Origin of the sequence: Stenotrophomonas geniculata, assembly GCF_034508895.1 — a bacterium.
Taxonomy (GTDB): domain Bacteria; phylum Pseudomonadota; class Gammaproteobacteria; order Xanthomonadales; family Xanthomonadaceae; genus Stenotrophomonas; species Stenotrophomonas geniculata.
Window position 1 is genome coordinate 1,645,065 of sequence record NZ_CP140571.1, and the last position, 25,664, is coordinate 1,670,728.

Here is a 25,664-nt window from a genome sequence, read left to right on the forward strand (position 1 = left end):
AGCCAGGAATGTGACTGCGGTCACGCTGCGGCCCGATCAGCTTCGCGTTCGGTGACCGCCAGGGCCTGTTCGATCAGGTTCCAGCCGGCGCCCGGGCGATGTGCGCCCTCGCTCAGCACCTGGCGGAATGCGCGACCACCGGGCTGGCCGTGGAACAGGCCGAGCAGGTGGCGGGTAATGTGCTTCAGCGCCAGGCCTTCGCCCAGCCGCGCCTCGATGTAGGAGCGCATCGCGCGCAGCAGGTCACCACGGGCCTGCAGCGCGGCGCCGGTGTGCAGCACCTCCAGCTGATGCAGCAGGTAGGGGTCGTGGTAGGCCGCACGGCCCAGCATCACGCCATCGACGTGCGCGGCCTGCGCCTGTACCGCCTCGATGCTGGCCAGGCCACCGTTGATCACCACCGGCAGTGCCGGGCGCTCCAGCTTCAGGCGGTAGGCCCAGTCGTACTTCAGCGGCGGAACCTCGCGGTTCTCCTTCGGCGACAGGCCCTTCAGCCACGCGTTGCGCGCATGCACCACCACCATCGCCGCACCGGCGGCAACCTGGCGGTCGACGAAGGCGGCGAACACGTCGTAGTCGTTGTCCTCGTCCACGCCCAGGCGGCATTTCACCGTCACCGGGATATCAACCGCATCGACCATGGCCGCCACACACTCGGCCACCAGCACCGGCTCCCGCATCAGGCAGGCACCAAAACGCCCGGCCTGCACGCGGTCGGACGGGCAACCGCAGTTGAGGTTGACCTCGTCATAGCCCCACTCGGCAGCGATGCGTGCGGCCTGCGCCAGCAGGGCCGGGTCACTGCCACCCAGCTGCAGCGCCAGCGGCTGTTCGCTGCGATCGAAGCCGAGCAGGCGCTCGCGATCGCCGTGGATGACCGCGTTGGCGTGCACCATTTCCGTGTACAGGCGCGCACCCGGCGCCAGCACGCGATGGAACACGCGGCAATGGCGGTCCGTCCAGTCCATCATCGGGGCAACGGACAGGCGCAGGGAATCGGCGTAACGGGCGGTGGCGGACGTCATCGGGGCGTTGATCGTGGAGACTGGCATTGCCAGTGAGATCAATAGTTTACACCGCCCGGCTGAATGCGCCCGGTCAGCCGCGCGGTGAGCGCCGGTTGGGCCCGGTTCCCGCTGGCGGCCGGGGCGGGCTGGGCGGCGGCGGCGGACGCTTCCTGCCCTCGGGGAGCTTGGGGTTTGCGTTCTCCATGGATACGACCAGCTGGTCCAGTGGTGGGTTGGAACCCTTCCTCAACTTAGCCATTGTCTGTCTCCTGGAGAATCTCGACCCACTGCACATCCACTGCGTGAATCAGTATGCCATCGAGCTGCGGAAGCTCGACCACGGCGGGGCTGGCCACGGGATCCGCTGCTGGATCGGCACCTTCATCTGGTGGATCCGCATCCACGAGCCAGGCGGGCATCTGCATGTAGAACTGTCCCGCAGCGGGGCTGATCGGCCACTCCTTGGGGTATCCGGTCAATCGACGGCCATCCTTCAGCTGCAGCACCACGAAGGCAGGACGCGTACCCAGCACGCAGTACCACTCGCTCGGGTGGGACGTACGCGTGGTGAAGCCTGCGCGGCGGAGAACCCCGTGGAAAAAGTCCTTGTTCGCAGCGAGGGCCAATCCTGTCCCCAGCAGTCCGGCGAGGACAAAGCCCCAGAGCAGGCTGCTGGTCTCGGTCCAGATCCCCAGCACAAAGCAGCGACCAGCCAGCAGGAGCATCAGTTCGATGAACTTCACCAGCGCCTGGACGACGAAGGTGAATACCAGCGCTTCCACGGTCCTTTCGAACTGCGGTGGCTTGGGGTGTGAAGTCAGCCCGTAGAACACCCAGGCTGCCAGGAAGCCCGGCAGCAGAAAGGTCAGCAGCGTGGTGGCGTTGTTGAAGAGCGTATCCATTCCGGAAGAAGTACTCCGTCGTGAGGATCACAACGGAGCACGATCACGGCGATACTTCCACCCGACGTGGGGTTCACATGCCGCAGATGCAGCAACCGCAACAGCGGCCATGGCGTTGCAGTTGCTCCACGAGAGCCGATAGCGTCAATGCGCGCTGCCAGCAGCGCCTTTGCCACCCACCTGCTCGATCAGCGTCTGGCTGGCTGCATTGAGCCCCACCACCGTCACCTCCGCACCATGCGCGGCCAGCTTTTCCTGCGCCCGTTCCAGCGCGGCCACGGCAGTCAGATCCCACAGGTGGGCATCGCGCAGGTCAATCTGCACCTTCGGCGCCACGTGCTGGTAATCGAACGCCGCACCCAGCTGCCCCGCCGAGGCAAAGAACACCTGCCCACGCACGCGGTAGACCTGTGTGTCACCAGCATCGTCGCGCTGCACATCCAGCATGTGGCCCACCTTGCGCGCAAAGAACAGCGCCGACAGCAGCACGCCACTGAGCACGCCCTTGGCCAGATCGTGGGTGGCCACGGTGACCACCACGGTCAGCAGCATCACCGCAGACGAGCTGCGCGGATGCGTGCGCAGGTCGCGCAGCGAGCGCCAGCTGAAGGTGCCGATGCTGACCATGATCATCACCGCCACCAGCGCAGCCATCGGGATCTGCCCCACCAGGTCGCCGCCGTACACCACCAATGCCAGCAGCAGCACGCCCGCCACCAGGCAGGACAGGCGGCCACGGCCACCGGAGGTCACGTTGATGATCGACTGGCCGATCATCGCGCAGCCAGCCATGCCGCCGAGGAAGCCGGTGACCGTGTTCGCCACGCCCTGGCCGACGCATTCGCGGTTGCGTTCGCTGGGCGTCTCGGTGATGTCCTCGACAATCTGCAGGGTCATCATCGATTCGAGCAGGCCGACCACGGCCAGCGTGGCCGACACCGGCAACAGGATGCGCAGCGTTTCCCAGGTGAGCGGCACATCGGGAATGAGGAAGTGTGGAAGGCTGTCTGGCAGCTGGCCCATGTCGCCGACGCTGCGCACGTCGATGCCGAAGCCGATCACCACGGCGGTGAGCACCACGATCGCGACCAGCGGCGAGGGTACGGCGCGGGTGATACGCGGCAGCAGGTAGATGATCGCCAGCGCCGCCGCGCACAGCACGTAGACCCTAGGGCCGCGGCCAATCAGTTCCGGCATCTGCGCGAGGAAGATCAGGATCGCCAGCGCGTTGACGAAGCCGGTGATGACCGAACGCGAGACGAAGCGCATCAGCGAGCCGAGCTTGAACACGCCGGCCAGCACCTGCAGCAACCCGGCCAGGATGCTGGCGGCGAACAGGTACTGCAGGCCGTGATCCTTGACCAGGTCGACCATCACCAGCGCCATTGCACCGGTAGCGGCGGAAATCATGCCGGGGCGGCCACCCGCGATGGCGGTGATGACGGCAATGGAGAACGCGGCATACAGGCCGACCTTGGGGTCGACGCCGGCGATGAGCGAGAAAGCGATGGCCTCGGGAATCAGGGCCAGGGCGACGACGATGCCGGACAGCAGGTCGCCACGGAGGTTGCCGAGCCATTGCTGGCGCAGGGGATAGGACGTTTGCATGGGAGAACTCCGCACGCACGGGCATGGGGCCACGTGGCGCTGCAGTGGAAAGACACGGTTTCCTGAGCCGGGCGGGCCGGCTGCCGATGGGCGGCAAGGGTCAGGGTGGCGTGATCACTGCAGGCGGGCGTCGGTGCGTTGGGAGGGGCGCAGTCTACGGGAAGCGGCCGCACGAAGGTAGCGCGAACGGCCGCGAAAGGCCGCGGGGCATGGCGCCGCTCTACAATCGGGGCATGGCTACTGATCGCCCGCAGTTCTTCGACCCCGCCACCGAACAAGGCGTGCTGCGCCTGTCGATCGCCGCTTCGCTGCTGCTGGCCGCGGCGGCGGTGGTGTTCGGCCTGCTGGCCAATTCGTCATTGATCATCTTCGACGGCATCTACGGCCTGATCGACGTGGTGATGACCTGGCTGTCGCTGCTGGTGGCACGGCTGATCGCGCTGTCCACCCAGACCGACGCGCTGCAATCGCGGCTCAACCAGCGCTTCACCATGGGCTTCTGGCACCTGGAGCCGATCGTGCTGGGGGTCAGCGGCACGCTGATGATCGGTGCGGCACTGTATGCCCTGGTCAATGCGGTGGATGCACTGATGTCCGGGGGCCGCCACATTGCGCTGGGCCCGGCCATTGCCTTCGCCGGGCTGTCGATCGTGGGCGAAGGCGCGTTGGCCTGGTTCATCCTGCGCGCCAACCGCCGCATCGGCTCGGAGTTCATTGCGCTGGACGCGAAGAACTGGGTGATCGCAGCCAGCATGTCGGCCTGCTATCTGCTGGCCTTCCTCGGCGGTGTGCTGGTGCAGGGCACCTCGCTGGCCTGGGTCGGCCCATACATCGACCCCGCCATCCTCGCCTTCGTCTGCGTGCTGGTGATGATCGCCCCGCTCGGTACCGTGCGCCGCGCGCTGGCCGGCATCCTGCTGGTCACCCCGCCGGAGCTGCAGGCGCACGTGGATGCGGTGGCGCGCGACATCGTCGCCAAGCACGGCTTCGTCGAGCACCGCAGCTACGTGGCCCAGGTGGGGCGAGGCGAGCAGATCGAGCTGTTCTTCGTGGTGCGCGAGGACGACCCGCCGCGGCCGCTGGTGGAATGGGACCAGTTGCGTGATGAGATCGGCGATGCGCTCGGCGAGGCTTCGCCGGACCGCTGGTTGACGATCATGTTCACCACCGACCGCGAGTGGACGATCTAGGCCCACAGGACGATCGATCAAGTTTTTCGTACGCATTGCAACCCAACGTACGCGAAAACCGGGCAAAGTAGGCTCCAACGCAACACCCACCCACCGACCAGGAGCATCACGATGTCCATCGAAAAGGTTCTGTACACCGCCCAGGCCACCTCCACCGGCGGCCGTGAAGGCCGTTCCGTCTCCTCCGACAACGTGCTGGACATCCAGCTGTCGACCCCGCGCGAGCTGGGCGGCGCCGGCGGTCCGGGCACCAACCCGGAACAGCTGTTCGCGGCTGGCTACTCGGCCTGCTTCCTGGGCGCACTGAAGTTCGTGGCCGGCCAGGCCAAGGTCGCGCTGCCGGCCGACACCACCGTGACCGGCAAGGTCGGCATCGGCCAGATCCCGACCGGCTTCGGCATCGAAGCCGAGCTGACCATCAACGTGCCGGGCGTACCGCGCGAGCAGGTGGAAGAGCTGGTGCAGAAGGCGCACATCGTGTGCCCGTATTCCAACGCCACCCGCGGCAACATCGACGTGACGCTGATCGTTGCCTGATGCGGTGCTGCCGGCCAGCGGCCGGCACTACCAACATGAAAGGCAAAAAAATGGGCGGATGCCGGTCGAAACCGGGCATCCGCCCATCCCACCTCGGGTGGGCCCCGGCGCGCGGCCGGGGACGCATTCGCTACGGCGCGCATCCATCCTTCTGGAGGAGAGCCCCCTTGTTGTTCAAGGGGGTGCGCCAACGGCGCGGGGATAAGGTGGAATGCGCGGACCAGCGACCGGTTACCGGTCGCTGGTGATGAGCTGCACGACGCTGGAGAAATCCAGCTTGCCGCGGCCGGCCTGGTGGTTCATCGAGTACAGGTTGCGGGCCACTTCGCCCAGCGGGATCGAGGCGCCGACACTCATCGCCGCTTCCACCGCCAGGCCCATGTCCTTCAGCATCAGGTCACTGCCGAAGCCGCCGCTGTAACCGCGCGAGGCCGGCGCATTCTCCAGCACGCCCGGCCACGGGTTGCACACTTCGGTGGCCCAGCTGCGGCCGGTGCTGACTGCCATCATCTGCGACAGCACCTTCGGGTCCAGCCCGTGCGCCACGCCCAGGGCGATGGCTTCACCGGTGACGGCCATGATCACGCCCAGCGCCATGTTGTTGCACAGCTTGGCCACCTGGCCGGCACCACTGGCGCCCACGTGGAAGATGTTCTTGCCCATCGCCTGCAGCACCGGGCGCGCGCGTTCCAGCGCGTCCTCTTCGCCACCGACGATGAAGGTCAGGGTGCCGGCCTGGGCACCGGCGGTACCGCCGGACACCGGCGCGTCGATCATCTGCAGGCCACGTGCCGCCGCGGCTTCAGAAACCTTGCGCGCGCTGGCCGGGGCAATGGTGCTGCAGTCGATGACCAGTGCACCGGCCGGAATCGCGGCGAGGATGCCGTCGTCGCCCAGGTACACGCCTTCGACGTGGCGGCTGGCCGGCAGCATCGAGATCACCACCTCGGCATCGGCCAGGGTTTCGCGCGCCGATGCCGCCGCGCTGGCGCCGGCATCGACGGCGGCCTGCACCGCGGCCGGGACCAGATCGAACACGCGCACGGTATGGCCGTTCTTGACCAGATTGGCGGCCATCGGGCCACCCATGTTGCCCAACCCGATGAATGCAATGCGGCTCATGCAAGGCTCCTTTCAACAAGGGGAGTGCCCAGGTCGGCCAGCGGATGCGCGGCATCGGCCCAGGGGGAAGCGAAGAAGGTGTCGGCCCACGCGCCGCTGGCCTCGGCCAGGGTGGCCGGGTTCCACTGCGGGTTGCGGTCCTTGTCGATCAGCAGCGCGCGGATGCCTTCGGCGAAATCGCCGTGGGCGGCGCAATGCAGCGCGGTGATGTACTCCAGACGATAGACACTGGCCAGATCCTGGCCGGCACTGCGGCGCTGCAGTTCGTACGCCAACCGTGCCGAACCCGGTGCGCCGGCCGCAAGGGTCTTCTGAGCCGCCTGCAACCAGGCGTCGTCGGTCTGCAGGCCGGCAATGCGCGCAACGATGGCTTCAAGGTCATCGCCTTCGCACAACGCATCGACCTGCGCCGCGTGGGCCAGCAGTGGACCGGTGGCGGCATCGCTGGCATGCGACTGCAGCAGATGGGTCAGGCGTTCTTGGTTGTGTGCGGCATCACTGGACCAGGCCACCTGCAGCAGCGCATCGAACACTGCACTGCGGCGCTCTTCGGCCACGTGCACGTCGGCCAAGCCGGCGTAGATGGCATCGCCCGGGTTGAGCAACGCGCCGGTCAGGGCCAGGAACAGGCCGCCCTTGCCCGGTACCCGCGGCAGCAGCCAGCTGCCACCGACATCGGGGAACAGGCCAACAGTGATTTCCGGGAAGGCCAACTTGGAGCGCTCGCTGACCACGCGGTGGCTGGCGCCGGACATCAGGCCGATGCCGCCGCCCATCACGATGCCATGACCCCAGCACAGGATCGGCTTGGCGTAGGTGTGAATGAGGTAATCGACGCGGTACTCGACGTCAAAGAATTCAGCGGCGTAGTCGTTCTCGCGGATATCGCTGCGGCCTTCTTCGCGGAAGGCGACCATGGCCTTGTACAGGCTGTGCAGGTCGCCGCCGGCGCAGAACGCCTTCTCACCGGCACCCTGCAGCACCACCATGGCGATGCCATCGTCATCGGCCCAGGCATTCAGCTGCTTCAGCAGCAGGTGCGCCATCGGCAGCGAGAAACCATTGAGCGTGCGCGGCGCGTTGAGCGTGGCGATGCCGATGCGCGTGCCGTTGCCGGCCACGCGCTCTTCGAACAGCACCGGTGCGTCGTCGGCAGCGGTGTCGGTGCTCATGCGTTCTTCCACTGCGCGGTGCGCTTTTCCAGGAAGGCAGTCACGCCCTCGACCTGGTCGGCGGTATCGAACAGATCGACGAAGGCTTCGCGCTCGGCCACCAGCGCCGAGGCGTGGGTGCCGGTGCGGGTGGACTGCACCAGGGTCTTGCAGGCGGCGATGCTGGTCGGGCTCTGCTTGCCGGCCTTCTTCGCCCATTCCAGCGCCAGTGCCTTGGCTTCGCCCTTGCCAACCTTTTCTTCGGCAAGGCCGATGCGCAGTGCGGTCTCGGCAGTGATGCGCTCACCCAGCAGGATCATGCGCTTGGCCCAGCCCTCGCCCACCAGGCGCGGCAGGTTCTGGGTGCCGCCGGCGCACGGCAGCAGGCCGACGGTGGCCTCCGGCAGCGCGACCTGGGCGTGGTCTTCGATGATGCGCAGGTCGCAGGCCAGCGCACATTCCAGGCCACCGCCCATGGCGTAGCCGTTGATCGCGGCGATCGACACGCCACGGAACCCGGACAGCGCTTCGAAGGCTTCGCCGAAGCGGCGCGCGGCCTCGCGTGCGGCGGCCTTGTCGCCTGAAGCGAACTGGTTGAGGTCGGCACCGGCGGAGAAGAACTTCTCGCCGTCACCGGTGATCACCAGTGCGTAGATGTCGCGGTCTGCGTTGAGCGCGCCCACCAGGTCGCGCAGCGCGGACAGGCTGTGCACGGTCCAGGTGTGCGCCGGCGGGTTGTTCAGGGTGACCACGGCGGTGTGGCCGTCGGCCTCGACCTTCAGGCCCACGTGCTCCTGGGTACGCCAATCCTTCATCGCAGTTCCTCTTCGGTGTTGAGCAGGTGACGGGCAACGATCACCCGCATGATCTCGTTGGTGCCTTCCAGGATCTGGTGCACGCGGCAGTCACGCAGCAGGCGCTCGATCGGGTATTCGCGGATGTAGCCGTAGCCACCGTGGATCTGCAGTGCTTCATTGCAGACGTTGAAACCCGCATCGGTGGCAAAACGCTTGGCCATCGCGCACCAGACATTGGCATCGCTGGCACCGGCATCGAGCTTGCGCGCGGCGGTGTGCACCATCTGCCGCGCGGCCACCAGCTGCGTGACCATGTCGGCCAGCTTGAACTGCAGTGCCTGGAACTCGGCCAGCGCCTTGCCGAACTGGCGGCGCTCGCCCATGTAGCGGCGCGCGGCATCCAATGCGCCCTGCGCAGCACCCAGCGAGCAGGCGGCGATGTTGATGCGGCCACCATCCAGCCCCTTCATCGCCAGCTTGAAGCCACCGCCTTCCTCTCCCAGAAGATGGCTGACCGGCACGCGGACGTTTTCGAAGGTGATGCCACGGGTGGGCTGGCTGTTCCAGCCCATCTTCTCTTCCTTGCGGCCGAAGCTGATGCCCGGCAGGTCCGACGGCACGGCAATGGCGCTGACGCCACCTGCACCGGCACCGCCGGTACGCGCCATCACCACCAGCAGTTCGGTGGCACCGGCGCCGGAGATGAAGGCCTTGGCGCCGTTCAGCACGTAGAAGTCGCCATCGCGCACGGCGGTGGTCTTCAGCGAGGCCGCATCGGAACCGGCGCCCGGCTCGGTCAGGCAGTACGAGGCCAGCTTGTTGCCCGAAGACAGGTCGGTGCCCCACGCATCGCGGAGTGCCGGCTGGCCCCACGTGGACACCATCCACGAGGCCATGTTGTGGATGCTGATGTAGGCCGCGGTCGACGGATCGACGTTGGCGAGCTCCTCGATGACGACGGCGGCGTCCAGTCGGCTCAGGCCGCTGCCGCCCACTTCCGGGTCCATGTACAGACCGCAGAAGCCCAGTTCACCGGCCTTGGCGATCGCCTCGCGCGGAAAGATGCCCTCCGCATCCCATCGCGCGGCGTGTGGCGCCAGTTCGGCCTGTGCGAAGTCGCGCGCAGCCTCGCGGTACGCCTGCTGCGCTTCTTCCAGTTCCGTCGTCATCGAGTGGCTCATGGCTGCTCCTGCCGTTACTTCAGGCTGATCGTGGTGTTGACGCCGTGGCTCAGCGTTTCGTCATCGAACCAGCGCGCGGTGACCGTCTTGGTCTGGGTGTAGAACAGCACCACCTGCTTGCCGTACGGGCCCAGGTCGCCCAGCTTGGACGCGCGCGAACCGGTGAACGAGAACAACGGCACCGGCACCGGGATCGGCACGTTGATGCCGACCTGGCCGACGTCGATGTCTTCCTGGAACTTGCGCGCGGCGGCGCCGGACTGGGTGAACAGTGCGGTGCCGTTGCCGTTGGGGTTGCTGTTGACCATCGCGATGGCGTCTTCCAGCGTTTCCGCTTCGAGGATGACCAGCACCGGCCCGAAGATTTCTTCCTGGTAGATGCGCATGTCGGGGGTGACACCGGCAAAGATGGTCGGGCCGACGAAGTTGCCCTTCTCGAAGCCATCGACCTGCGGCTTGCGGCCATCGAGCACCAGCTTGGCGCCCTGCTCCACGCCCGAGGCGATCAGGCCTTCCACGCGCTCGCGGGCGCTGCAGGAAATGACCGGGCCGACATCGGTGCCGGCCACGGTGCCGCCGCTGACCTTCAGGGTCTTGGCCTTGGTCACCAGATCCTGCACCCAGTTGCGTGCTTCACCGACCAGCACCAGGGTGGAGGCGGCCATGCAGCGCTGGCCAGCGGCGCCGAAGGCAGCACCGACCATCGCATTGAGGGTCTGTTCCTTGTTGGCGTCCGGCAGCACCACAGCGTGGTTCTTGGCGCCCATCATGCACTGCACGCGCTTGCCGGCCAGCGAGGCGCGGTTGTAGACGTGGGTGCCGACGCGGGTGGAACCCACGAACGAAACCGCCTTGATGTCCGGGTGGTCGCAGATCGCGTTGACCACTTCCTCGCCACCGTGGACGACGTTCAGCACACCCTTCGGAATGCCGGCTTCCAGCGCCAGTTCGACCAGGCGCATGGTGACCATCGGGTCCTGCTCGGACGGCTTGAGAATGAAGGTGTTGCCGGTGGCGATGGCCATCGGGAACATCCACAGCGGGATCATCGCCGGGAAGTTGAACGGGGTGATGCCGGCGCACACGCCCAGCGGCTGCATGATCGTGTAGGTATCCACGCCATTGGCCACGTTGTTGGCCAGCTCGCCCAGCTGCAGGTTGCCGATGGCGGCGGCGTGCTCGACCACTTCCAGGCCGCGGAACACATCGCCTTCGGCGTCCGGCAGGGTCTTGCCCTGTTCGGCGGTGAGGATGTGGGCCAGCTCGCTCATGTGCTCGCGGATCAGCTGCTGGTACTTCAGGAAGATGCGCGCGCGGGTGCCGATCGGGGTCTTGCGCCAGGTCTTGAAGGCTTCCTTGGCGGCGGCGACGGCGGCGTCCACTTCGCCGGTGGTGGCGAACGGCACCTTGGCCAGCACGTCCTGGGTGGCCGGATTGATCACGTCCTGCCAGTGGGAGGTGGCCGATTCGATGAACTGGCCATCGATCAGCATGCGGATACGGGGCGCTGCAACAGTCATGACGACAATCCCACGGGCTTGAAAGATGCTTGGCATTATTCACAGCACCCACCTCGATTTCCGGGCTGAATCCGCTTAATCTGGCCAACACGCCAGACGATTCATGTTAATTCTGTGAATTATTCAGCCACCCAGCGACAACTGGGCCTGCGCCTGCTGCGGCTGCGCGAGCAGCGTGGTTACAGTCAGGCCGACCTGGCACGTGCGCTGGGGCTGTCGGCCAGCTACCTGAACCAGATCGAGCGTAACAAGCGCCCGTTGACGCCGGCGGTGCAGAAGAAGCTGGGTGAGGTGTTGGGCGACGTTTCCTCGCTGTTCGACGAAGATGAGCCCGCCGCACTGCAGGAGGCACTGGGCGAGACCCTGCGCGACCTGGGCCTGGCGGAGGTGAGCGCGACCGAGCTGCGCGCCTTGGCCGGCAACCTGCCGCAGGTCAGCCGCGCCCTGCTGGACCTGCATCGGCGCCACCTGGCGCTGCGCGAACATGCCGCCGCCCTGGAATTCCAGCTGGGCGAGCCGGGTGCCGGCAGCACCCTGCCCGCCGGTGACCAGGTGCGCGAGTTCTTCAACCGCATGCACAACCACATCCCCGAGCTGGACGAACTGGCCGAGCGCCTGTTCGCCGAGTGGGGGCTGTCGCCCGGGCATGTGGCACCACGCCTGCGCCAGCTGCTGGCCGACCGCCATGGCGTGCTGGTGGAAGTGGCGGCGCTGCAGGCCGGGCGCGAGAAGCGCCAGTTCGATGCCGGTGCACGGCGGCTGTGGCTGCCCGATTACCTGGAACCGGGCCAGCAGGCATTCCAGATGGCCGCCGAACTGGCCCTGCACGGCTACCTGCCGCAGATCGATGCGGTGGTGGCGCGTGCCGGCTTCACCGATGAGGCACGCATCGCGCAGGCGCGCATCGGCCTGTCGAACTATTTCGCCGGCGCGCTGGTGATGCCGTACATGCGCTTCCTGCGTGCGGCCGAGGCCAGCAGCTACGACATCGAACTGCTGGCGCATCAGTTCGGCGTCGGCTTCGAGGCGGTGTGCCATCGGCTGAGCACACTGGCACGGCGCAGTGCGCCGGGGCTGCCGTTCTTCTTCATCCGCGTGGACCGTGCGGGCAATGTGTCCAAGCGCCATTCAGCCACCGACTTCCACTTCTCGCAGGTGGGTGGGTCGTGCCCGCTGTGGATCGTCTACGAGGCGTTCAACCAGCCCGGGCGCATCCTTACGCAGACGGCGCGCATGCCTGATGGGCGGCGGCATTTCTGGCTGGCGCGGCAGGTCAGCAGCGGGCCGGTGGGGCATGGCCAGCCGCGCAAGACCTTCGCGGTGGCGCTGGGCTGCGACCTGCAGCATGCCGAGCGGCTGGTGTATTCGCTGGGGCTGGATGTGCAGAGCCCGGGCAATTCGGTGTCGATTGGCCCGGGCTGCCGGGTGTGCCCGCGCGAGGACTGCATGCAGCGCGCGTTCGCGCAATTGCCGGGGCGGTAGGGTTGGTTCGGCAGGGCTGCGCCCTGCACCTGCCGAAGCCGAAGCAACAGCAACAGCAACAGCAACAGCAAAAGCTGGCATTCCGTGGGATGGCGGGGCGGTGTCGGATTACGGGGACGCCGTGAACCCGTCCCTGGGGGCTTGGCCGCGGCATCCATGCCGCGGACACCCCGCAATCCGACACCACCCCGCCTTCGACAGTTTCCTTCCATCTGTCGGAACGACGTATTGCTCTGGTAGGTGTCGACCTTGGTCGACACGGTGGATCCACGCAAGGCGTGGATCTACTACCGGGTCAGTAGATCGGCGTCACCTTCATCTGCGGCAACGGGCGCGGTGCGCCGTCGGTGAGGTCGGGGCCGAGGTCCTCCCAGCTGCGACCCTGTTCGACCATCAACCCCCACAGCTGCTGCGAGGCCAGCCGCTTGTCTTCCGAACCCAGCTTGTATGACGGTGGCGTCGGCTGGCCAGTGGCAACCATCGCGTACGCCGCGCGGTAGGCCAGCACCTGCTGCGCCGGGTCATCGGTGCGCGCCACTTCCAGCGTGTAGCGCTGGTAGGCCGAGGCCAGGTTGCGCCAGCGGATCCAGTAGTGGTTCTCGAACGAGAATGAGCAGAAGCGCGCGCCCGCCAGGCTGCCCTTGTCGGCGATGCGGGTCAGCACCTCCTGCGGCATGTCCAGGTTCATGCCGCCTTCGTCGCCCTGCAGGCTGACGTGCACGATGCGGTCGCGGTAACCCGGCGCGCGCGCCTGCAGCAGATCGCGCCAGTTCTGCATGGTCGCCACCACCGCGAACAGGAAACGCCCCAGTTCCGCGGCCGCCAACGGCGTGGCGATCGACTGATAGGTGCGCTGCCAGCCATGACGGTTTTCGGTGGGCAGGAACACCGCGTGTTCCAGCGACTGGCGGCCGCTGCTGCCGTGGCCCACCTCTTCAGCGTGCTGCGGGTAGACCAGGTTGATGGCGAAGGTCGGCCAGCGCGGCAAGGCGGCATCGAACAGATGGATCGGGAAGTTGCTGCTGATGCCGCCATCGGAGAACCAGCAGATGCGGAAGGCGGTGATCACCGGGCCACAGGTCTGCCCGGCACTGGTCAGCCCTTCCATGCTGTCGGCCACGTTGTGCTCCTGGTCGGCGGCAGGCGCGGTGGGTTCGCAGCGACGCTCGCGCCGCGAGGGCTCATGCAGCGGCACCGCGCTGATCAGCAACGGGAAGCTCAGGCTCATGCGCGTGGCCACCAGCACCGGCAGCTTCGGGCCCTGCGGCAGGTGGTAGTACCGTCGCCCCTCCACCTCCAACGGCGGGCCAGCTTGATCCACCAGCCACTGCACCACGCTGGCCGGGAACAGCTGCTCGAACTCCTCGCGCAGGAACCAGAACTGCGCGCCACCCAGCGGCAGCGTACGCGGCTCGTTGTGCGACACACAGGTGGTGATCATCTGCAGGCTGATCGCATGCGGGCTGTCCGGCTCGCCGGCATAGCGCGGTGCATCGTGCAGGTCGGCGAAGGTAAGCGGTGCATCCAGCGGCTTGCCGGACAACTGCTGCAGGCACTCGTGCAGCCACTCGGTCAACGCCGGCTTGCGTGCATCACGGCCGAGGCCGCTGCACAGGCCCAGCAGATTGCGCCGCGCCACCCGCGCCACCCGCAGCGCGGCACCGGCCACGCCGGCACCGTAAGCGCACAGCAGCGACGGCAGCAGCGTGGCGGCCACGCCGCTCCAACCACCACCCCACCAGCCCAGGCCGAGCAGCAGCGCCAGCGACACCAGCACTTCCAGCGGCGCGATCTCGAACACGGCAACGGCCAGGCACAACAGCTTGTGCGGCAGGCGGGCATTGCCGGTCAGTACCACCAGCAGCCGATAGGCCGCACGCGCGCCCCGTGCCGGCTGGAACAGGCTGTAGATGAAGCCGCGCCGCGACAGCTGCGCCGACACCGCCGACAACCCGCCATAGCCGGCATCGCCAGGCAGGTGCTCGCCCGCCTGCTGGCGGCGATCACCGCAGGCTGCCGCGGCCGCCACCGCCGCAGCGATGGCGCCGGCCGAGGTGCCGCCGATGCTCTTGAAGCGATACTCGCGCGCCAGCGCCAGTACCGCATTGGGGTACACGATGCCGCTGGTGATGCCGCCTTTCATGACCAGATCGCAGTACTTCGCCGCCACGAGCCACCTCCCGTCTGTCGATGCACAGTATGGCAAGAGGGGCTCTCACAGCCTGAGAAACGAGCCACAGCCCTGCGCTTTGATTGGCCCTTGACCATTGGCCTCGACGCGTCCACCGTGGGCACGCCGAAGGTATCCCCGCCGTGGCATTGATGGCGGCCGGGATTTAAACGGGAATCCGGTGAAGGCGCCTCGCGCGCCCATTCCGGAGCTGCCCCGCAGCGGTGAATGGAAACGAATCCTGCCAACAGCACTGGGCTCGCGCCTGGGAAGCGGCAGGTAGTAGGTGGGCTGCGGCCCGTGTCCATCAGCCCGAATACCGGCCCCGGCCGGGGGACACGACCGTCCCCTGATTCGACCTGGAATCTCCGCGGGGAGGTTGCCGGGGCCGTCGTTGTCCTGCGCGTGCAGGCGATGCGGCCGCGCGCGTCCTTTTCACGGTATCCGGCCAGACCTGTTCACCCACGCGCTGATGCATGGGCCACCGCCGTTGCCGGCGGTCCATGCGGTACCTGACGATGACCGAGCTCCAACGTCCCACCCTGACCCTGCCCGCCGATGGCAAGCGCCTGCTGCTGCATTCATGCTGCGCGCCCTGCTCCGGCGAAGTGATGGAGGCGATCACCGCCTCCGGGATCGACTACGCGATCTTCTTCTACAACCCCAACATCCACCCGGTGAGGGAATACGAGCTGCGCAAGCAGGAGAACATCCGCTTCGCCGAGCAGCACGGCATCCCGTTCATCGACTGCGACTACGACACCGACAACTGGTTCAGCCGTGCGCGCGGCATGGAGAACGAGCCCGAACGCGGCATCCGCTGCACGATGTGCTTCGACATGCGTTTCGAGCGCACTGCGCTGTACGCGCACGAACACGGCTATGACACCATCAGTTCTTCGCTGGGCATCTCGCGCTGGAAGAACATGGCGCAGATCAACGACTGCGGCATCCGCGCCGCGTCGCGCTACGAGGGCCTGCAGTACTGGGACTACAACTGGCGCAAGGGCGGCGGTGCCAGCCGCATGATCGAGATCAGCAAGCGCGAGCAGTTCTACCAGCAGGAGTACTGCGGCTGCGTGTACTCGCTGCGCGATGCCAACCGCCATCGCCGCGAGAATGGCCGTGAGCGGATCAAGATCGGCCTGCTGTACTACGGGCAGGACGCTGGGACGCCGCAGGGCGATTGACCTGTGCCGCCGGGGCGGCCACGCTGGTCGCCCCTTCACGTTGTAGTGGACCTGCCATGACCGCCCTGCCCGCCGATGTCGCCCTGCTGGTGATCGACCTGCAGCCAGACTTCATGCCCGGCGGTACGCTGGCCTGCGACCAGGGCGATGCGCTGGTGGTACCGATTGCCGGTCTGCTGGCGCAGCGCCGCTACCGCACCGTGGTGGCGACACAGGACTGGCACCCGGCCGACCATGCCTCGTTCGCCAGCCAGCACCCCGGCCAACGCCCCTTCGAGACCATCCTGCTGCACGCGCAGCCGCAGACCCTATGGCCGGACCATTGCGTGCAGGGCAGCGCCGGTGCCGCCCTGCACCCGGGCGTGGACTGGACCGTGGCCGACCTGATCCTGCGCAAGGGCACGCGCCAACAGGTGGATTCGTACAGCGCCTTCCGCGAGAACCATGGCCCCGATGGCGAGCGCCCAGCTACCGGCCTGGCCGGCTGGCTGCACGAGCGCCGCATCCGCGAAGTGCATGTGTGCGGCCTGGCCCGCGACTACTGCGTACTGTGGAGCGCGCAGGACGCGGTGAAGTCCGGCTTCCGGGTGAAGTTCCTGTGGGAGCTGACCCGGCCGGTGACCGAGGCCAACGATACGATGGTGCGCGAGGCGCTGGGCAAGGCGGGGATTGCGATCATCTGACGGGCGACCGCTGCTCAATGGACGCGTCGTCGCTGGGTGCGGGATACCGATCAGGATCGAGGGAAAGACGGTGACAGGGCACGCGACAGTAGATTCAACCCGATCCTAGCGGAACACCACCGTTCGGTGCCCGTTGAGCAGGATGCGGTGCTCCACATGGCGGCGCACCGCGCGCGCCAGCACCAGCGATTCGGTATCGCTGCCCAGCCGCACCAGTTCGCGCGGTGCCATCGCGTGGTCCACGCGGGCCACGTCCTGTTCGATGATCGGGCCTTCGTCCAGATCCTCGGTGACATAGTGCGCGGTGGCACCGATGATCTTGACCCCGCGCGCGTGCGCCTGGTGATACGGCTGCGCGCCCTTGAAGCTGGGCAGGAAGCTGTGGTGGATGTTGATCGCACGGCCGGCCAGTGCGCGGCACAGCGTGGGGGACAGGATCTGCATGTAGCGCGCCAATACCACCAGATCGATGCGCTCGCGCTCGACCAGGTCGATGATCTGCTGCTCCTGCACCGCACGCGTATCGGCGGTCACCGGCAGATGGTGGAACGGCACCTGGTAGGACGCGGCCAATGGCGCGAAATCGGCGTGGTTGGACGCCACTGCCGCGATGTCGACTTTCAACTGGCCGCTGTGGGCACGGAACAGCAGATCGTTGAGGCAGTGCCCCTGCTTGCTGACCAGCACCAGCAGGCGTGCGCGGCGGCGGCCATCATGCAGCTGCCAGTCCATGCCGAAGCCTTCGGCAAGCGTGGCCATGGCGGCGTACACGGTCTCCAGCGGCAGGCTGGCATCGCGGTCGAAGTGCACGCGCAGGAAGAAGCGGCCACTTTCCTCGTCACCGAACTGCTGGGCGTCGAGGATATTGCAGCCATGGTCGAACAGCAGGCCGGACACGCGGTAGACGATACCGGTACGGTCGGGGCAGGACAGGGTGAGGATGGAATCGGGGCGCATGGCTCGAGTGTAGGGCAGCGACCTGCCTGCCGGATCGATGGTCACCGATGCAACCGACCTGCTTGGTTCAGTCCCAAGCGATACTTGGAACTCCCCGTGGCAAGCTGGTCGGTCATGAACCTGTTGCAACTGATCCGCAGCTTCACCCGCACCGCAGAGACCGGCAGCATTGCCGCCGCGGCCCGCATCCTTGGCATCAGCGCCACCGCAGTCGGCCAGAACATCAACCGGCTGGAGGCGCATCTGGGGGTACGGTTGCTGAACCGAAGTACGCGCCAGCTGGCCCTCAGCGAGGCCGGCGCGCTGTACCTGGCGCAGGTGCGCCACATCGAAGCCGACCTGGCGCGCGCGCAGGCGATGGTCACTGCCGGTGACATCGAGCCGGCCGGGCCGCTGCGCATCGCCAGCAGCAGCGCCTTCGGTCGCCATGTGCTTGCCCCCTTGCTGCCTTCACTGCAGCAGCGTTACCCACAACTGCAGCTGGAGCTGCGCCTGACCGACCGCGCCGTGCAGCATGGCCCGGAAGCGGTGGATGCCAGCATCCGCATCGGTGCGCAGCTGGAAGATGGCGTGGTCGCACGGCAGCTGGCACGCGTGCCCTTCGTGTTCTGTGCCTCGCCGGCCTATCTGAAAGCGCACGGCACCCCGCAGCAGCCCTCCGAGCTGAGCGGTCATCGCGGGCTGCTGCACCGCTTCCCCACCGATGGCCGGCCGCTGCGCTGGGGCCTGCTGAAGGATGGCCAGCGCGTGGACGCCGCACTGCCGCCGAGCATGGTCTGCGATGACATCGATGCACTGGCAACGCTTGCCGCGACCGGTGCCGGCATCACCCGGCTGGCCGCATTCGTGGCCGAGCCCTACCTGCGCGATGGCCGCCTGCAGGCGGTGTTCGGCGCCGACACGGCGTGGCGCCCGGAGCCGATGGAGGTCTATTTCTGCGTCAGCGACCGCCGCGACTTCACCGCCAAGATCCGCGCGCTGTTCGAGCACCTGCAGGCCGGCATGGCGCCGGCCTGGCGGGTGTGAGCCTCAGCGCGCCTTGAACACGCCGCGCGCGTCGCGCGGCTCGCAGCGCAGGTACTGCGGCGCCGGTTCCACGCTGTCGCGCAGCGCGGCGGCGGCATGCCACGGCCAGCGCGGGTCGTAGAGGATGCCGCGCGCCAGGGCCACGGCATCGGCGTGGCGATGGCGCAGGATCGATTCGGCCTGCTCGGGCTCGGTGATCATGCCCACAGCGATGACCGGCATGCGCACCTTGGCCTTGATCGCCGCCGCGAACGGCACCTGGTAGCCCGGGCCGACGGTGATCTTCTGGCGCTCGTCCAGGCCGCCGCTGGAGACATGCAGGAAATTGCAGCCGCGCGCGTCCAGCACCTGGGCCAGCGCTTCGCTCTGCACCAGATCCCAACCACCGTCGACCCAGTCGCTGGCGGAAATGCGTACACCCACGGCGACCTTGTCGGACACTGCCGCACGCACCGCGTCGAACACTTCCACCAGCAGGCGCAGGCGGTTCGGCAGCGAGCCACCATAGCCATCGGTGCGGCGGTTGCTCAGCGGCGACAGGAACTGGTGCAGCAGATAGCCGTGCGCGGCATGCAGCTCGATCAGCTCGAAGCCCAGGCGCTCGGCGCGCACCGCACTGGCGGCGAAGGCGGCGATGACCTCGGCGATGCCGGCCTCGTCCAGTTCCTGCGGTGCCGGATCGCCGGCATGGAACGGCAGCGGCGACGGCGCCACGGTGGACCAGCCACGCGCATCATCGGCTGGCAACTGGCCGCCGCCGTCCCACGGGCGCTTCACCGAGGCCTTGCGGCCGGCGTGGCCGAGCTGGATGCCCAGCGGCATCGGCGACCAGCGGCGGACGCTGGCCAGCACCTGTGCCAACGCGGCTTCGGTACCGTCGTCCCACAGGCCCAGATCGGCCCAGCTGATGCGGCCGCGCGGCTCTACCGCGGTGGCTTCCAGGATCAGCAGGCCAGCGCCCGACTGCGCCAGGTTGCCCAGGTGCATGGCGTGCCAGTCGCTGGCGCGACCGTCTTCGGCGGAGTACTGGCACATCGGCGCGATGACGATGCGGTTGGACAGGGTCAGGGGGCCGAATGAAATCGGCGAGAACAGCTGGCTCAAGACGGTGATGAACGACGTAGGGGGTGCGTATTGCACCGCTGCGCGGCTCGCGGATCAACCATCTGGATGGATCGCTGTTTCGCGCAGCCTGCTGCAGCCGGGCATGGGCCCGGCGCTACAGAAGCCCACAATCGCCTGTAGAGCCGAGCCCACGCTCGGCTCAGGGCGAAGCCCACGTGGCCAGGGCTTCGGCGCAATCGCGCTCGTCCTTGAACTGCAGCAGGTCGTCGGCACGGGTGCGGCCGCGGTTCAGCGCCGCCACCGGCAGCCCTGCCCTGGCCGCCGCCTGCACGAAGCGGAAACCGGAATAGACCATCAGCGAAGAACCCACCACCAGCACGGCGTCTGCCTGCTGCAGGTGCTCATGCACCGCTGCCACGCGTTCACGGGGCACGTTTTCGCCGAAGAACACCACGTCCGGCTTCAGCAGGCCGCCGCAGGACGGGCAATCGGGCACCACGAAGCTGGAGAAATCGGTCTCCAGATCGGCATCGCCATCCGGGGCGATACCGGCCTCCAGCGCGTCCCAGCCCGGATTGGCGTCCAGCAGGCGCTGCTGGAAGTCCTCGCGGCCGCTGCGGCGTTCGCAGCCCATGCAGCGCACCCGATCCAGTCGGCCATGCAGGTCGATCACGTTGCGGCTGCCGGCCCGCTGGTGCAGGCCGTCCACGTTCTGGGTCAGCAGCACCTGCAGCTTGCCGCGGCTTTCCAGGGCAGCCAGGGCCTGGTGGGTGCCATTGGGCCGGGCCAGGCCGAAGCGCGGCCAGCCCAGCAGGCTGCGCGCCCAGTAGCGCTGGCGGGTGGCCGCCTCGCCCATGAAGGCCTGGTAGGTCACCGGCGGCGTGCGTTTCCACTGGCCGTCGGTATCCCGGTAATCGGGAATGCCCGAGGCGGTGCTGCAGCCAGCGCCGGTCAGCACGAACAGGCGCTGGGCGCGGTCGATGAAGTCGGTCAGTGGCGGGGTCATGGCTGCCAGATGGGGGCGCGGCGGCGCCCCCGCAAGCGCCGGTCCGTTGGCCGGGTCAGGCCGCCGGCAGCGGTGGCACCGCGATCGGGTGGCCTTCCTCGTCCAGCGCGATCATCACGAAGTGGCCGCGGGTACACAGCTTGCGCTCGCCGCTATGCAGGTCTTCGGCGACCAGCTCCACCTCGACCTTCATCGAGCTGCGGCCGACTTCGACGATGCGGCCGATGGTCTCGACCATCTGGCCGATGCGGATCGGCAGCTTGAAGTCGACCTGGTCGCTGCGCGCGGTCACCACCGTGCGGCGCGAATAGCGGGCGGCGGCCAGGAAGGCCGCCTTGTCCATCCACGCCAGTGCCTGCCCACCGAACAGGGTGCCGAGGTGGTTGGTGTGGTTCGGGAAGACGATTTCGGCCATGCGCACTTCGGTGGGCGGCACGGTCTCGGGGCTCGGGGTCATGGAGGTGCTTCGGTGTGGGGTCCGGTAATTTTATGCGACCGGCGTGACGGCCATCGGAACGCATGTGCAATGGCCACCTGGCAGCGGTGCCTGCGCAGGCCCCGCCCATGGCAGGCGCTACACTGCGCCACGCCCACTGCCAGGACCGCCCATGCCCGCACTTTCCGACCTGTTGGCCTTTGCACTGGTCTCGCTGGCCATGGTGATCACGCCCGGGCCGAACATGATCTACGTCATCTCGCGCTCGATCTGCCAGGGGCCGATGGCGGGACTGATCTCGCTGGGCGGGGTGGCGCTGGGCTTCGTGTTCTACATGCTGTGCGCGGCGCTGGGCATCACCGCCCTGCTGATGACGGTACCGTTCGCCTACGACGCGCTGCGCATCGGCGGCGCGCTGTACCTGCTGTACCTGGCCTGGCAGGCGCTCAAGCCGGGTGGCCGTTCGCCGTTTGCAGTGCGCGACCTGCCGCAGGACAGCCCGCGCAAGTTGTTCACGATGGGCTTCCTGACCAATCTGCTGAACCCCAAAGTGGCGGTGATGTACCTGTCGCTGCTGCCGCAGTTCCTGCACCCGGACAGCGAAGGCAGCGTGCTGATGCAGTCGATCGTGCTGGGCTCCACCCAGATCCTGGTCAGTGTCAGCGTGAATGGCATGATCGCGCTGACCGCTGGCAGCATCGCCGGCTTCCTGGCCGCGCACCCCACCTGGCAGATGGTGCAGCGTTGGCTGATGGGCACGGTACTGGCCGGGCTGGCGGTGCGCATGGCGGTGGAAGGGCGGCGATAGCCGCTCTTTGTAGAGTCGGGCCATGCTCGACTGATCTTCGCGGACAGCAGTCGAGCATGGCTCGACTCTGCAAAAGCCAGGCGCGCAACAAAAAACCCCGGCGATCGCCGGGGTTTTTCGTTGCGACAGGCTTGACCGGTTCGATCAGAAGTTCATGTCGAAGGCCACTTCGCCCTGCACGCCGACCTGGTAAGCCGAGACGCGGCGTTCGAAGAAGTTGGTCAGTTCCTGCACGTCCTGCAGTTCCATGAACGGCAGCGGGTTGCGCACGTTGTACTTCTTTTCCATGCCCAGCTTGGCGAAATGCTGGTCGGCGCAGTGCTGCAGGTACTGGCGCATGTCGCGGGTGGAAATGCCGGCCACGCCGCCGGACAGCACGTCCTCGGCGAACTGCACTTCGCACTCGATCGCCTCGGCCAGCATGTCGTAGACCTGCTGCTTCATCTCTTCGTCGAACAGGTCCGGTTCTTCCTCACGCACCACACGCACCGACTCGAACGCGAACTCCATGTGCGCGCTCTCGTCGCGGAACACCCAGTTGGTGCCCGAGGCCAGGCCCGGCAGCAGGCCACGCGAACGGAAGTAGTACACGTAGGCGAAGGCAGCGAAGAAGAACAGGCCTTCGATGCAAGCGGCGAAGCAGATCTGGTTGAGCAGGAACTGGCGGCGCTGTTCGCGGGTCTCGATGCGGGTCAGGCTCTGGATCGAGTCGATCCACTTGAAGCAGAAGTCGGCCTTCTTCTTGATCGAGTCGATGTTCTCCACCGCCGAGAACGCCTTGGCGCGCTCTTCCGGATCCGGCAGGTAGTTGTCGAGCAGGGTCAGGTAGAACTGCACATGCAGCGCTTCTTCATACAGCTGGCGCGACAGGTACATGCGCGCTTCCGGCGCATTGAGGTGCTGGTACAGGTTCAGCACCAGGTTGTTGGACACGATCGAGTCGCCGGTGGCGAAGAACGCGACCAGCCGGTGGATCAGGTGGCGCTCACCCGGCGACATCTTGCTGTGCAGGTCGGTGATGTCGATCTGGAAGTTGATCTCTTCCACCGTCCAGGTGTTCTTGATCGCGTTCCTGTACATGTCATAGAACTGCGGGTAGCGCATCGGGCGCAGGGTCAGTTCAAAACCGGGATCGAGCAGCATCTGCTTGGGCTTGTCGGCCATGGGTGTTTCCTTGAATTCTCGGGTCAAAACGCCGGGCGTGGCCCGGCGCTACCTTGGTGTTTCCGTGCTGCAGCCGAGCATGGCTCGGCTCTACAGGTGCGAGGTGTTCGAGTGCCGACCAACGGTCGGCAGCCACCGCGCGGCGTGTTACTGGCAGGCCTCGCAGGCTTCCGGGTTTTCCAGCGAGCAGGCGATGGCTTCGTCCGGGCTGAACACCTTGGCCGGGGCCGCGCTGCTCACCGTGGTCTTGGCGATCTTGGTGGCCGGGCGCGAACGCAGGTAGTAGGTGGTCTTGATGCCCTGCTTCCAGGCGTACATGTACATGGAGGACATCGCGCCGATGTTCGGGCTTTCCATGAACAGGTTGAGCGAGGCCGACTGGTCGATGAAGGCGCCACGCTCGGCGGCCATGTCGATCAGCGAGCGCATCGGCAGTTCCCACGCGGTGCGGTAGACCTCGCGCAGCGTTTCCGGAATCTGCGCCACGCCGGCGATGGAACCTTCGGCCAGCTTGATGGCATCGCGCATGTCGGCGGTCCACAGGCCCAGCTTCTTCAGCTCGTTCACCAGGTAGCGGTTGACCTGCAGGAAGTCACCGGACAGGGTCTCGCGCTTGAACAGGTTGGACACCTGCGGCTCGACGCACTCGTAGCAGCCGGCGATCGAGGCGATGGTCGCGGTCGGGGCGATCGCGATCATCAGCGAGTTGCGCAGGCCGTGTTCCTTGATGCGCTCACGCAGGGCATCCCAGCGTGCGGTGTCTTCCGGCACCACGTTCCAGGCGTCGAACTGCAGTTCGCCGCTGGCGGCACGGGTGTCGTTGAACGACGGGTGCTTGCCGCGTTCCTGGGCCAGCTCGCAGGAGGTTTCCAGCGCGTGGAAGTAGATCGCTTCGGCAATCTTCTTCGACAGGGCGCGGGCTTCGGCGCTGTCGAACGGCAGGCGCTTGCGGAAGAACACGTCCTGCAGGCCCATGCAGCCCAGGCCGACCGGACGCCAGCGCAGGTTGGCGCGGCGGGCGGTTTCGATCGGGTAGAAGTTCAGGTCGATGACGCGGTCGAGCTGGCGCACGGCCAGGCGCACGGTCTCGGCCAGCTTCTCGAAGTCGAACTCGTTGTGCTCGTCGAAGTGGTTGCCCAGGTTGATCGAACCCAGGTTGCACACCGCGGTTTCATCGTTGGAAGTGACTTCCAGGATTTCGGTGCACAGGTTGGACAGGTGGATCACGTTGCCCGGACGCAGGGTCTGGTTGCTGGCGCGGTTGCACTTGTCCTTGAAGGTCATCCAGCCGTTGCCGGTCTCGGCCAGCGTACGCATCATGCGGGCGTACAGCTTGCGGGCAGAGATGGTGCGGTTGGCCTTGCCCTGCGCTTCGGCCTGCAGGTAGGCGGCTTCGAAGGCTTCGCCGAACAGGTCGGTGAACTCCGGCACGACGCGCGGATCGAACAGCGACCATTCCTGGTCGGCCTCGACGCGCTTCATGAACAGGTCCGGCACCCAGTTGGCCAGGTTCAGGTTGTGCGCACGACGGGCTTCGTCACCGGTGTTGTCACGCAGCTCGAGGAAGTCCTCGATGTCGGCGTGCCAGGTTTCCAGGTACACGCAGGCCGCGCCCTTGCGCTTGCCGCCCTGGTTCACCGCGGCCACGGACGAATCCATGGTCTTCAGCCACGGCACGATGCCGTTGGAGTGGCCGTTGGTCGACTTGATCAGCGAACCACGCGAACGCACGCGGGTATAGCTGACGCCGATGCCGCCGGAGAACTTGGAAAGCTGGGCGATGTCGCCGTACTTGGCATAGATCGACTCCAGCGAGTCCTGCGGCGAGTCCAGCAGGAAGCACGAGGACAGCTGCTCGTGGGTGGTGCCGGAGTTGAACAGGGTCGGGCTGGACGGCAGGTAGTCCAGGTTGCCCATGCGCTTGTACAGCGCCAGGGTCTCGGACACGTCCTCGCTCAGCGCGCTGGCGATGCGCAGGAAGAACTGCTGCGGGGTCTCGATCACCTTGCGGGTGTGCGGGTGGCGCAGCAGGTAACGGTCGTACAGGGTGCGCAGGCCGAAGTAATCGAAGTTCAGGTCCAGCGAGATGTCGATGGCATCGTTGAGCTTGCGTGCGTTGGTCTGCACGAAGTTCAGCAGGCGGTCGTTGATCAGGCCGACTTCATGGCCACGGCTGACCGACTGCGAGAAGGCGTAGATTTCCTGGCCGGAGACTTCCTTGGCGATGTAGTTGGCCAGCAGGCGCGCAGCCAGGCGGCCGTATTCGGGCTCTTCACCGATCAGCAGGGCGGCGGTGCGGATGGACAGTTCGTCCAGCTCGCGGGTGGTGGCGCCGTTGTACAGGCCGGAAATGGTGCGGGTGGCCACGCGCATCGGATCGACGGCGTGCAGGCCTTCGGAGGAACGCTGCACCGCGCGCACGATCTTGTTCAGGTCCACCAGTTCGGTCGTGCCATTGCGCTTGGTCACACTCATCGCGTTGGCCGTCGGCGGCGACGTCAACAGGAATTCGCTTTCCTTCTCGATGGTGGCGCTGGATTCGGTGGTCACGGCGTGTGTCCTCTTGGCGTGATTGGTGGGTGCTCGATGCATCGGGTGACGCAGCCCGGGACATGACAGCCCAGGATGGCAGGACGGCGTCGCAGGGGATGAGACCCTGCGC

Annotated in this window: 22 protein-coding genes and 1 riboswitch; of the genes, 7 read left to right on the forward strand and 15 right to left on the reverse strand. The window is 66.9% G+C overall.

From position 1 onward, the window contains the following. Window positions 1-20 precede the first annotated feature (20 nt). From dusA to RI032_RS07775, 3 genes are all read right to left on the reverse strand, one after another. Window positions 21-1,052, reverse strand: a complete 1,032-nt coding sequence (dusA, locus tag RI032_RS07765) for a tRNA dihydrouridine(20/20a) synthase DusA (protein ID WP_322548090.1) — start codon at window positions 1,050-1,052, stop codon at window positions 21-23. 206 nt (window positions 1,053-1,258) lie between these two features. Further along, window positions 1,259-1,909, reverse strand: coding sequence for a DUF6338 family protein (locus tag RI032_RS07770; RefSeq protein ID WP_322548091.1), 651 nt, complete (start codon window positions 1,907-1,909; stop codon window positions 1,259-1,261). A 144-nt stretch (window positions 1,910-2,053) separates the two neighbouring features. Continuing rightward, window positions 2,054-3,517: a SulP family inorganic anion transporter gene (locus RI032_RS07775; protein WP_322548092.1), complete on the reverse strand. Its 1,464-nt coding sequence runs from the start codon at window positions 3,515-3,517 to the stop codon at window positions 2,054-2,056. A gap of 209 nt (window positions 3,518-3,726) precedes the next feature. Between RI032_RS07775 and RI032_RS07780 the strand changes: the two genes are divergently transcribed. Together RI032_RS07780 and RI032_RS07785 are read left to right on the forward strand one after the other, a co-directional pair. Beyond that, window positions 3,727-4,707, forward strand: a complete 981-nt coding sequence (locus tag RI032_RS07780; protein WP_019337793.1) for a cation diffusion facilitator family transporter — start codon at window positions 3,727-3,729, stop codon at window positions 4,705-4,707. Between the two features lie 111 nt (window positions 4,708-4,818). Then, window positions 4,819-5,244, forward strand: coding sequence for an organic hydroperoxide resistance protein (locus RI032_RS07785; RefSeq protein ID WP_004153735.1), 426 nt, complete (start codon window positions 4,819-4,821; stop codon window positions 5,242-5,244). A 231-nt stretch (window positions 5,245-5,475) separates the two neighbouring features. Here RI032_RS07785 and mmsB read toward each other — a convergent pair whose 3' ends face one another. Genes mmsB through RI032_RS07810 form a run of 5 tightly spaced genes read right to left on the reverse strand, consistent with a single transcriptional unit; the run spans window position 5,476 to window position 11,015 of the window. Continuing rightward, window positions 5,476-6,366, reverse strand: a complete 891-nt coding sequence (gene mmsB, locus RI032_RS07790; RefSeq protein ID WP_049464149.1) for a 3-hydroxyisobutyrate dehydrogenase — start codon at window positions 6,364-6,366, stop codon at window positions 5,476-5,478. Further along, window positions 6,363-7,538: an enoyl-CoA hydratase/isomerase family protein gene (locus RI032_RS07795; protein WP_322548093.1), complete on the reverse strand. Its 1,176-nt coding sequence runs from the start codon at window positions 7,536-7,538 to the stop codon at window positions 6,363-6,365. Before RI032_RS07795 ends, mmsB begins: the two co-directional genes overlap by 4 nt. Next, a complete protein-coding gene (locus tag RI032_RS07800; RefSeq protein ID WP_010487013.1) occupies window positions 7,535-8,332 on the reverse strand; it encodes an enoyl-CoA hydratase in 798 nt (265 codons plus the stop codon). The genes RI032_RS07795 and RI032_RS07800 overlap by 4 nt, the downstream gene beginning before the upstream one ends. Continuing rightward, the gene (locus RI032_RS07805) at window positions 8,329-9,495 is read right to left on the reverse strand and encodes an acyl-CoA dehydrogenase family protein (RefSeq protein ID WP_029380118.1); all 1,167 of its coding nucleotides are present in this window, start codon (window positions 9,493-9,495) and stop codon (window positions 8,329-8,331) included. Before RI032_RS07805 ends, RI032_RS07800 begins: the two co-directional genes overlap by 4 nt. A 14-nt stretch (window positions 9,496-9,509) precedes the next feature. Then, a complete protein-coding gene (locus tag RI032_RS07810) occupies window positions 9,510-11,015 on the reverse strand; it encodes a CoA-acylating methylmalonate-semialdehyde dehydrogenase (RefSeq protein ID WP_010487017.1) in 1,506 nt (501 codons plus the stop codon). Between the two features lie 114 nt (window positions 11,016-11,129). On the opposite strand from RI032_RS07810, the gene RI032_RS07815 reads away from it, so the two are divergent. After that, window positions 11,130-12,497: a helix-turn-helix domain-containing protein gene (locus tag RI032_RS07815; protein WP_010487019.1), complete on the forward strand. Its 1,368-nt coding sequence runs from the start codon at window positions 11,130-11,132 to the stop codon at window positions 12,495-12,497. A 295-nt stretch (window positions 12,498-12,792) separates the two neighbouring features. Here the strand turns inward: RI032_RS07815 and RI032_RS07820 are convergent, their stop codons facing one another. Continuing rightward, entirely contained in the window at window positions 12,793-14,640 is a 1,848-nt protein-coding gene (locus tag RI032_RS07820; RefSeq protein ID WP_053443779.1) for a patatin-like phospholipase family protein, read from the reverse strand. Window positions 14,641-14,794: 154 nt separating this feature from the next. Next, a riboswitch (cobalamin riboswitch) is annotated at window positions 14,795-15,009 on the forward strand. Window positions 15,010-15,170: 161 nt separating this feature from the next. On the opposite strand from RI032_RS07820, the gene RI032_RS07825 reads away from it, so the two are divergent. Continuing rightward, on the forward strand, window positions 15,171-15,857 hold the full coding sequence (locus RI032_RS07825) for an epoxyqueuosine reductase QueH (RefSeq protein ID WP_082587898.1): 687 nt from the start codon (window positions 15,171-15,173) through the stop codon (window positions 15,855-15,857). A 56-nt stretch (window positions 15,858-15,913) separates the two neighbouring features. Beyond that, window positions 15,914-16,540, forward strand: coding sequence for a bifunctional nicotinamidase/pyrazinamidase (pncA, locus tag RI032_RS07830; protein WP_049409976.1), 627 nt, complete (start codon window positions 15,914-15,916; stop codon window positions 16,538-16,540). 105 nt (window positions 16,541-16,645) lie between these two features. Here the strand turns inward: pncA and purU are convergent, their stop codons facing one another. Continuing rightward, the gene (gene purU / locus RI032_RS07835) at window positions 16,646-17,497 is read right to left on the reverse strand and encodes a formyltetrahydrofolate deformylase (RefSeq protein WP_029550788.1); all 852 of its coding nucleotides are present in this window, start codon (window positions 17,495-17,497) and stop codon (window positions 16,646-16,648) included. 114 nt (window positions 17,498-17,611) lie between these two features. On the opposite strand from purU, the gene RI032_RS07840 reads away from it, so the two are divergent. Beyond that, window positions 17,612-18,523, forward strand: coding sequence for a LysR family transcriptional regulator (locus RI032_RS07840; RefSeq protein ID WP_010487028.1), 912 nt, complete (start codon window positions 17,612-17,614; stop codon window positions 18,521-18,523). A 3-nt stretch (window positions 18,524-18,526) separates the two neighbouring features. On the opposite strand, the gene RI032_RS07845 is transcribed toward RI032_RS07840, so the two are convergent. From RI032_RS07845 to RI032_RS07855, 3 genes are all read right to left on the reverse strand, one after another. Further along, window positions 18,527-19,627 (reverse strand): NADH:flavin oxidoreductase/NADH oxidase, encoded by a 1,101-nt coding sequence (locus RI032_RS07845; RefSeq protein ID WP_043400603.1) that lies wholly within the window; start codon window positions 19,625-19,627, stop codon window positions 18,527-18,529. Window positions 19,628-19,787: 160 nt separating this feature from the next. Further along, window positions 19,788-20,594, reverse strand: a complete 807-nt coding sequence (locus tag RI032_RS07850) for an NAD-dependent protein deacetylase (RefSeq protein WP_049409979.1) — start codon at window positions 20,592-20,594, stop codon at window positions 19,788-19,790. A 55-nt stretch (window positions 20,595-20,649) separates the two neighbouring features. Further along, window positions 20,650-21,051, reverse strand: coding sequence for an acyl-CoA thioesterase (locus RI032_RS07855; RefSeq protein ID WP_010487034.1), 402 nt, complete (start codon window positions 21,049-21,051; stop codon window positions 20,650-20,652). Window positions 21,052-21,202: 151 nt separating this feature from the next. On the opposite strand from RI032_RS07855, the gene RI032_RS07860 reads away from it, so the two are divergent. Beyond that, a complete protein-coding gene (locus tag RI032_RS07860; RefSeq protein ID WP_322548094.1) occupies window positions 21,203-21,838 on the forward strand; it encodes a LysE family translocator in 636 nt (211 codons plus the stop codon). 144 nt (window positions 21,839-21,982) lie between these two features. On the opposite strand, the gene RI032_RS07865 is transcribed toward RI032_RS07860, so the two are convergent. Together RI032_RS07865 and RI032_RS07870 are read right to left on the reverse strand one after the other, a co-directional pair. After that, on the reverse strand, window positions 21,983-23,002 hold the full coding sequence (locus tag RI032_RS07865) for a ribonucleotide-diphosphate reductase subunit beta (RefSeq protein ID WP_005407669.1): 1,020 nt from the start codon (window positions 23,000-23,002) through the stop codon (window positions 21,983-21,985). A gap of 147 nt (window positions 23,003-23,149) precedes the next feature. Then, window positions 23,150-25,552, reverse strand: a complete 2,403-nt coding sequence (locus tag RI032_RS07870; protein WP_019337780.1) for a ribonucleoside-diphosphate reductase subunit alpha — start codon at window positions 25,550-25,552, stop codon at window positions 23,150-23,152. Window positions 25,553-25,664: the final 112 nt, after the last annotated feature.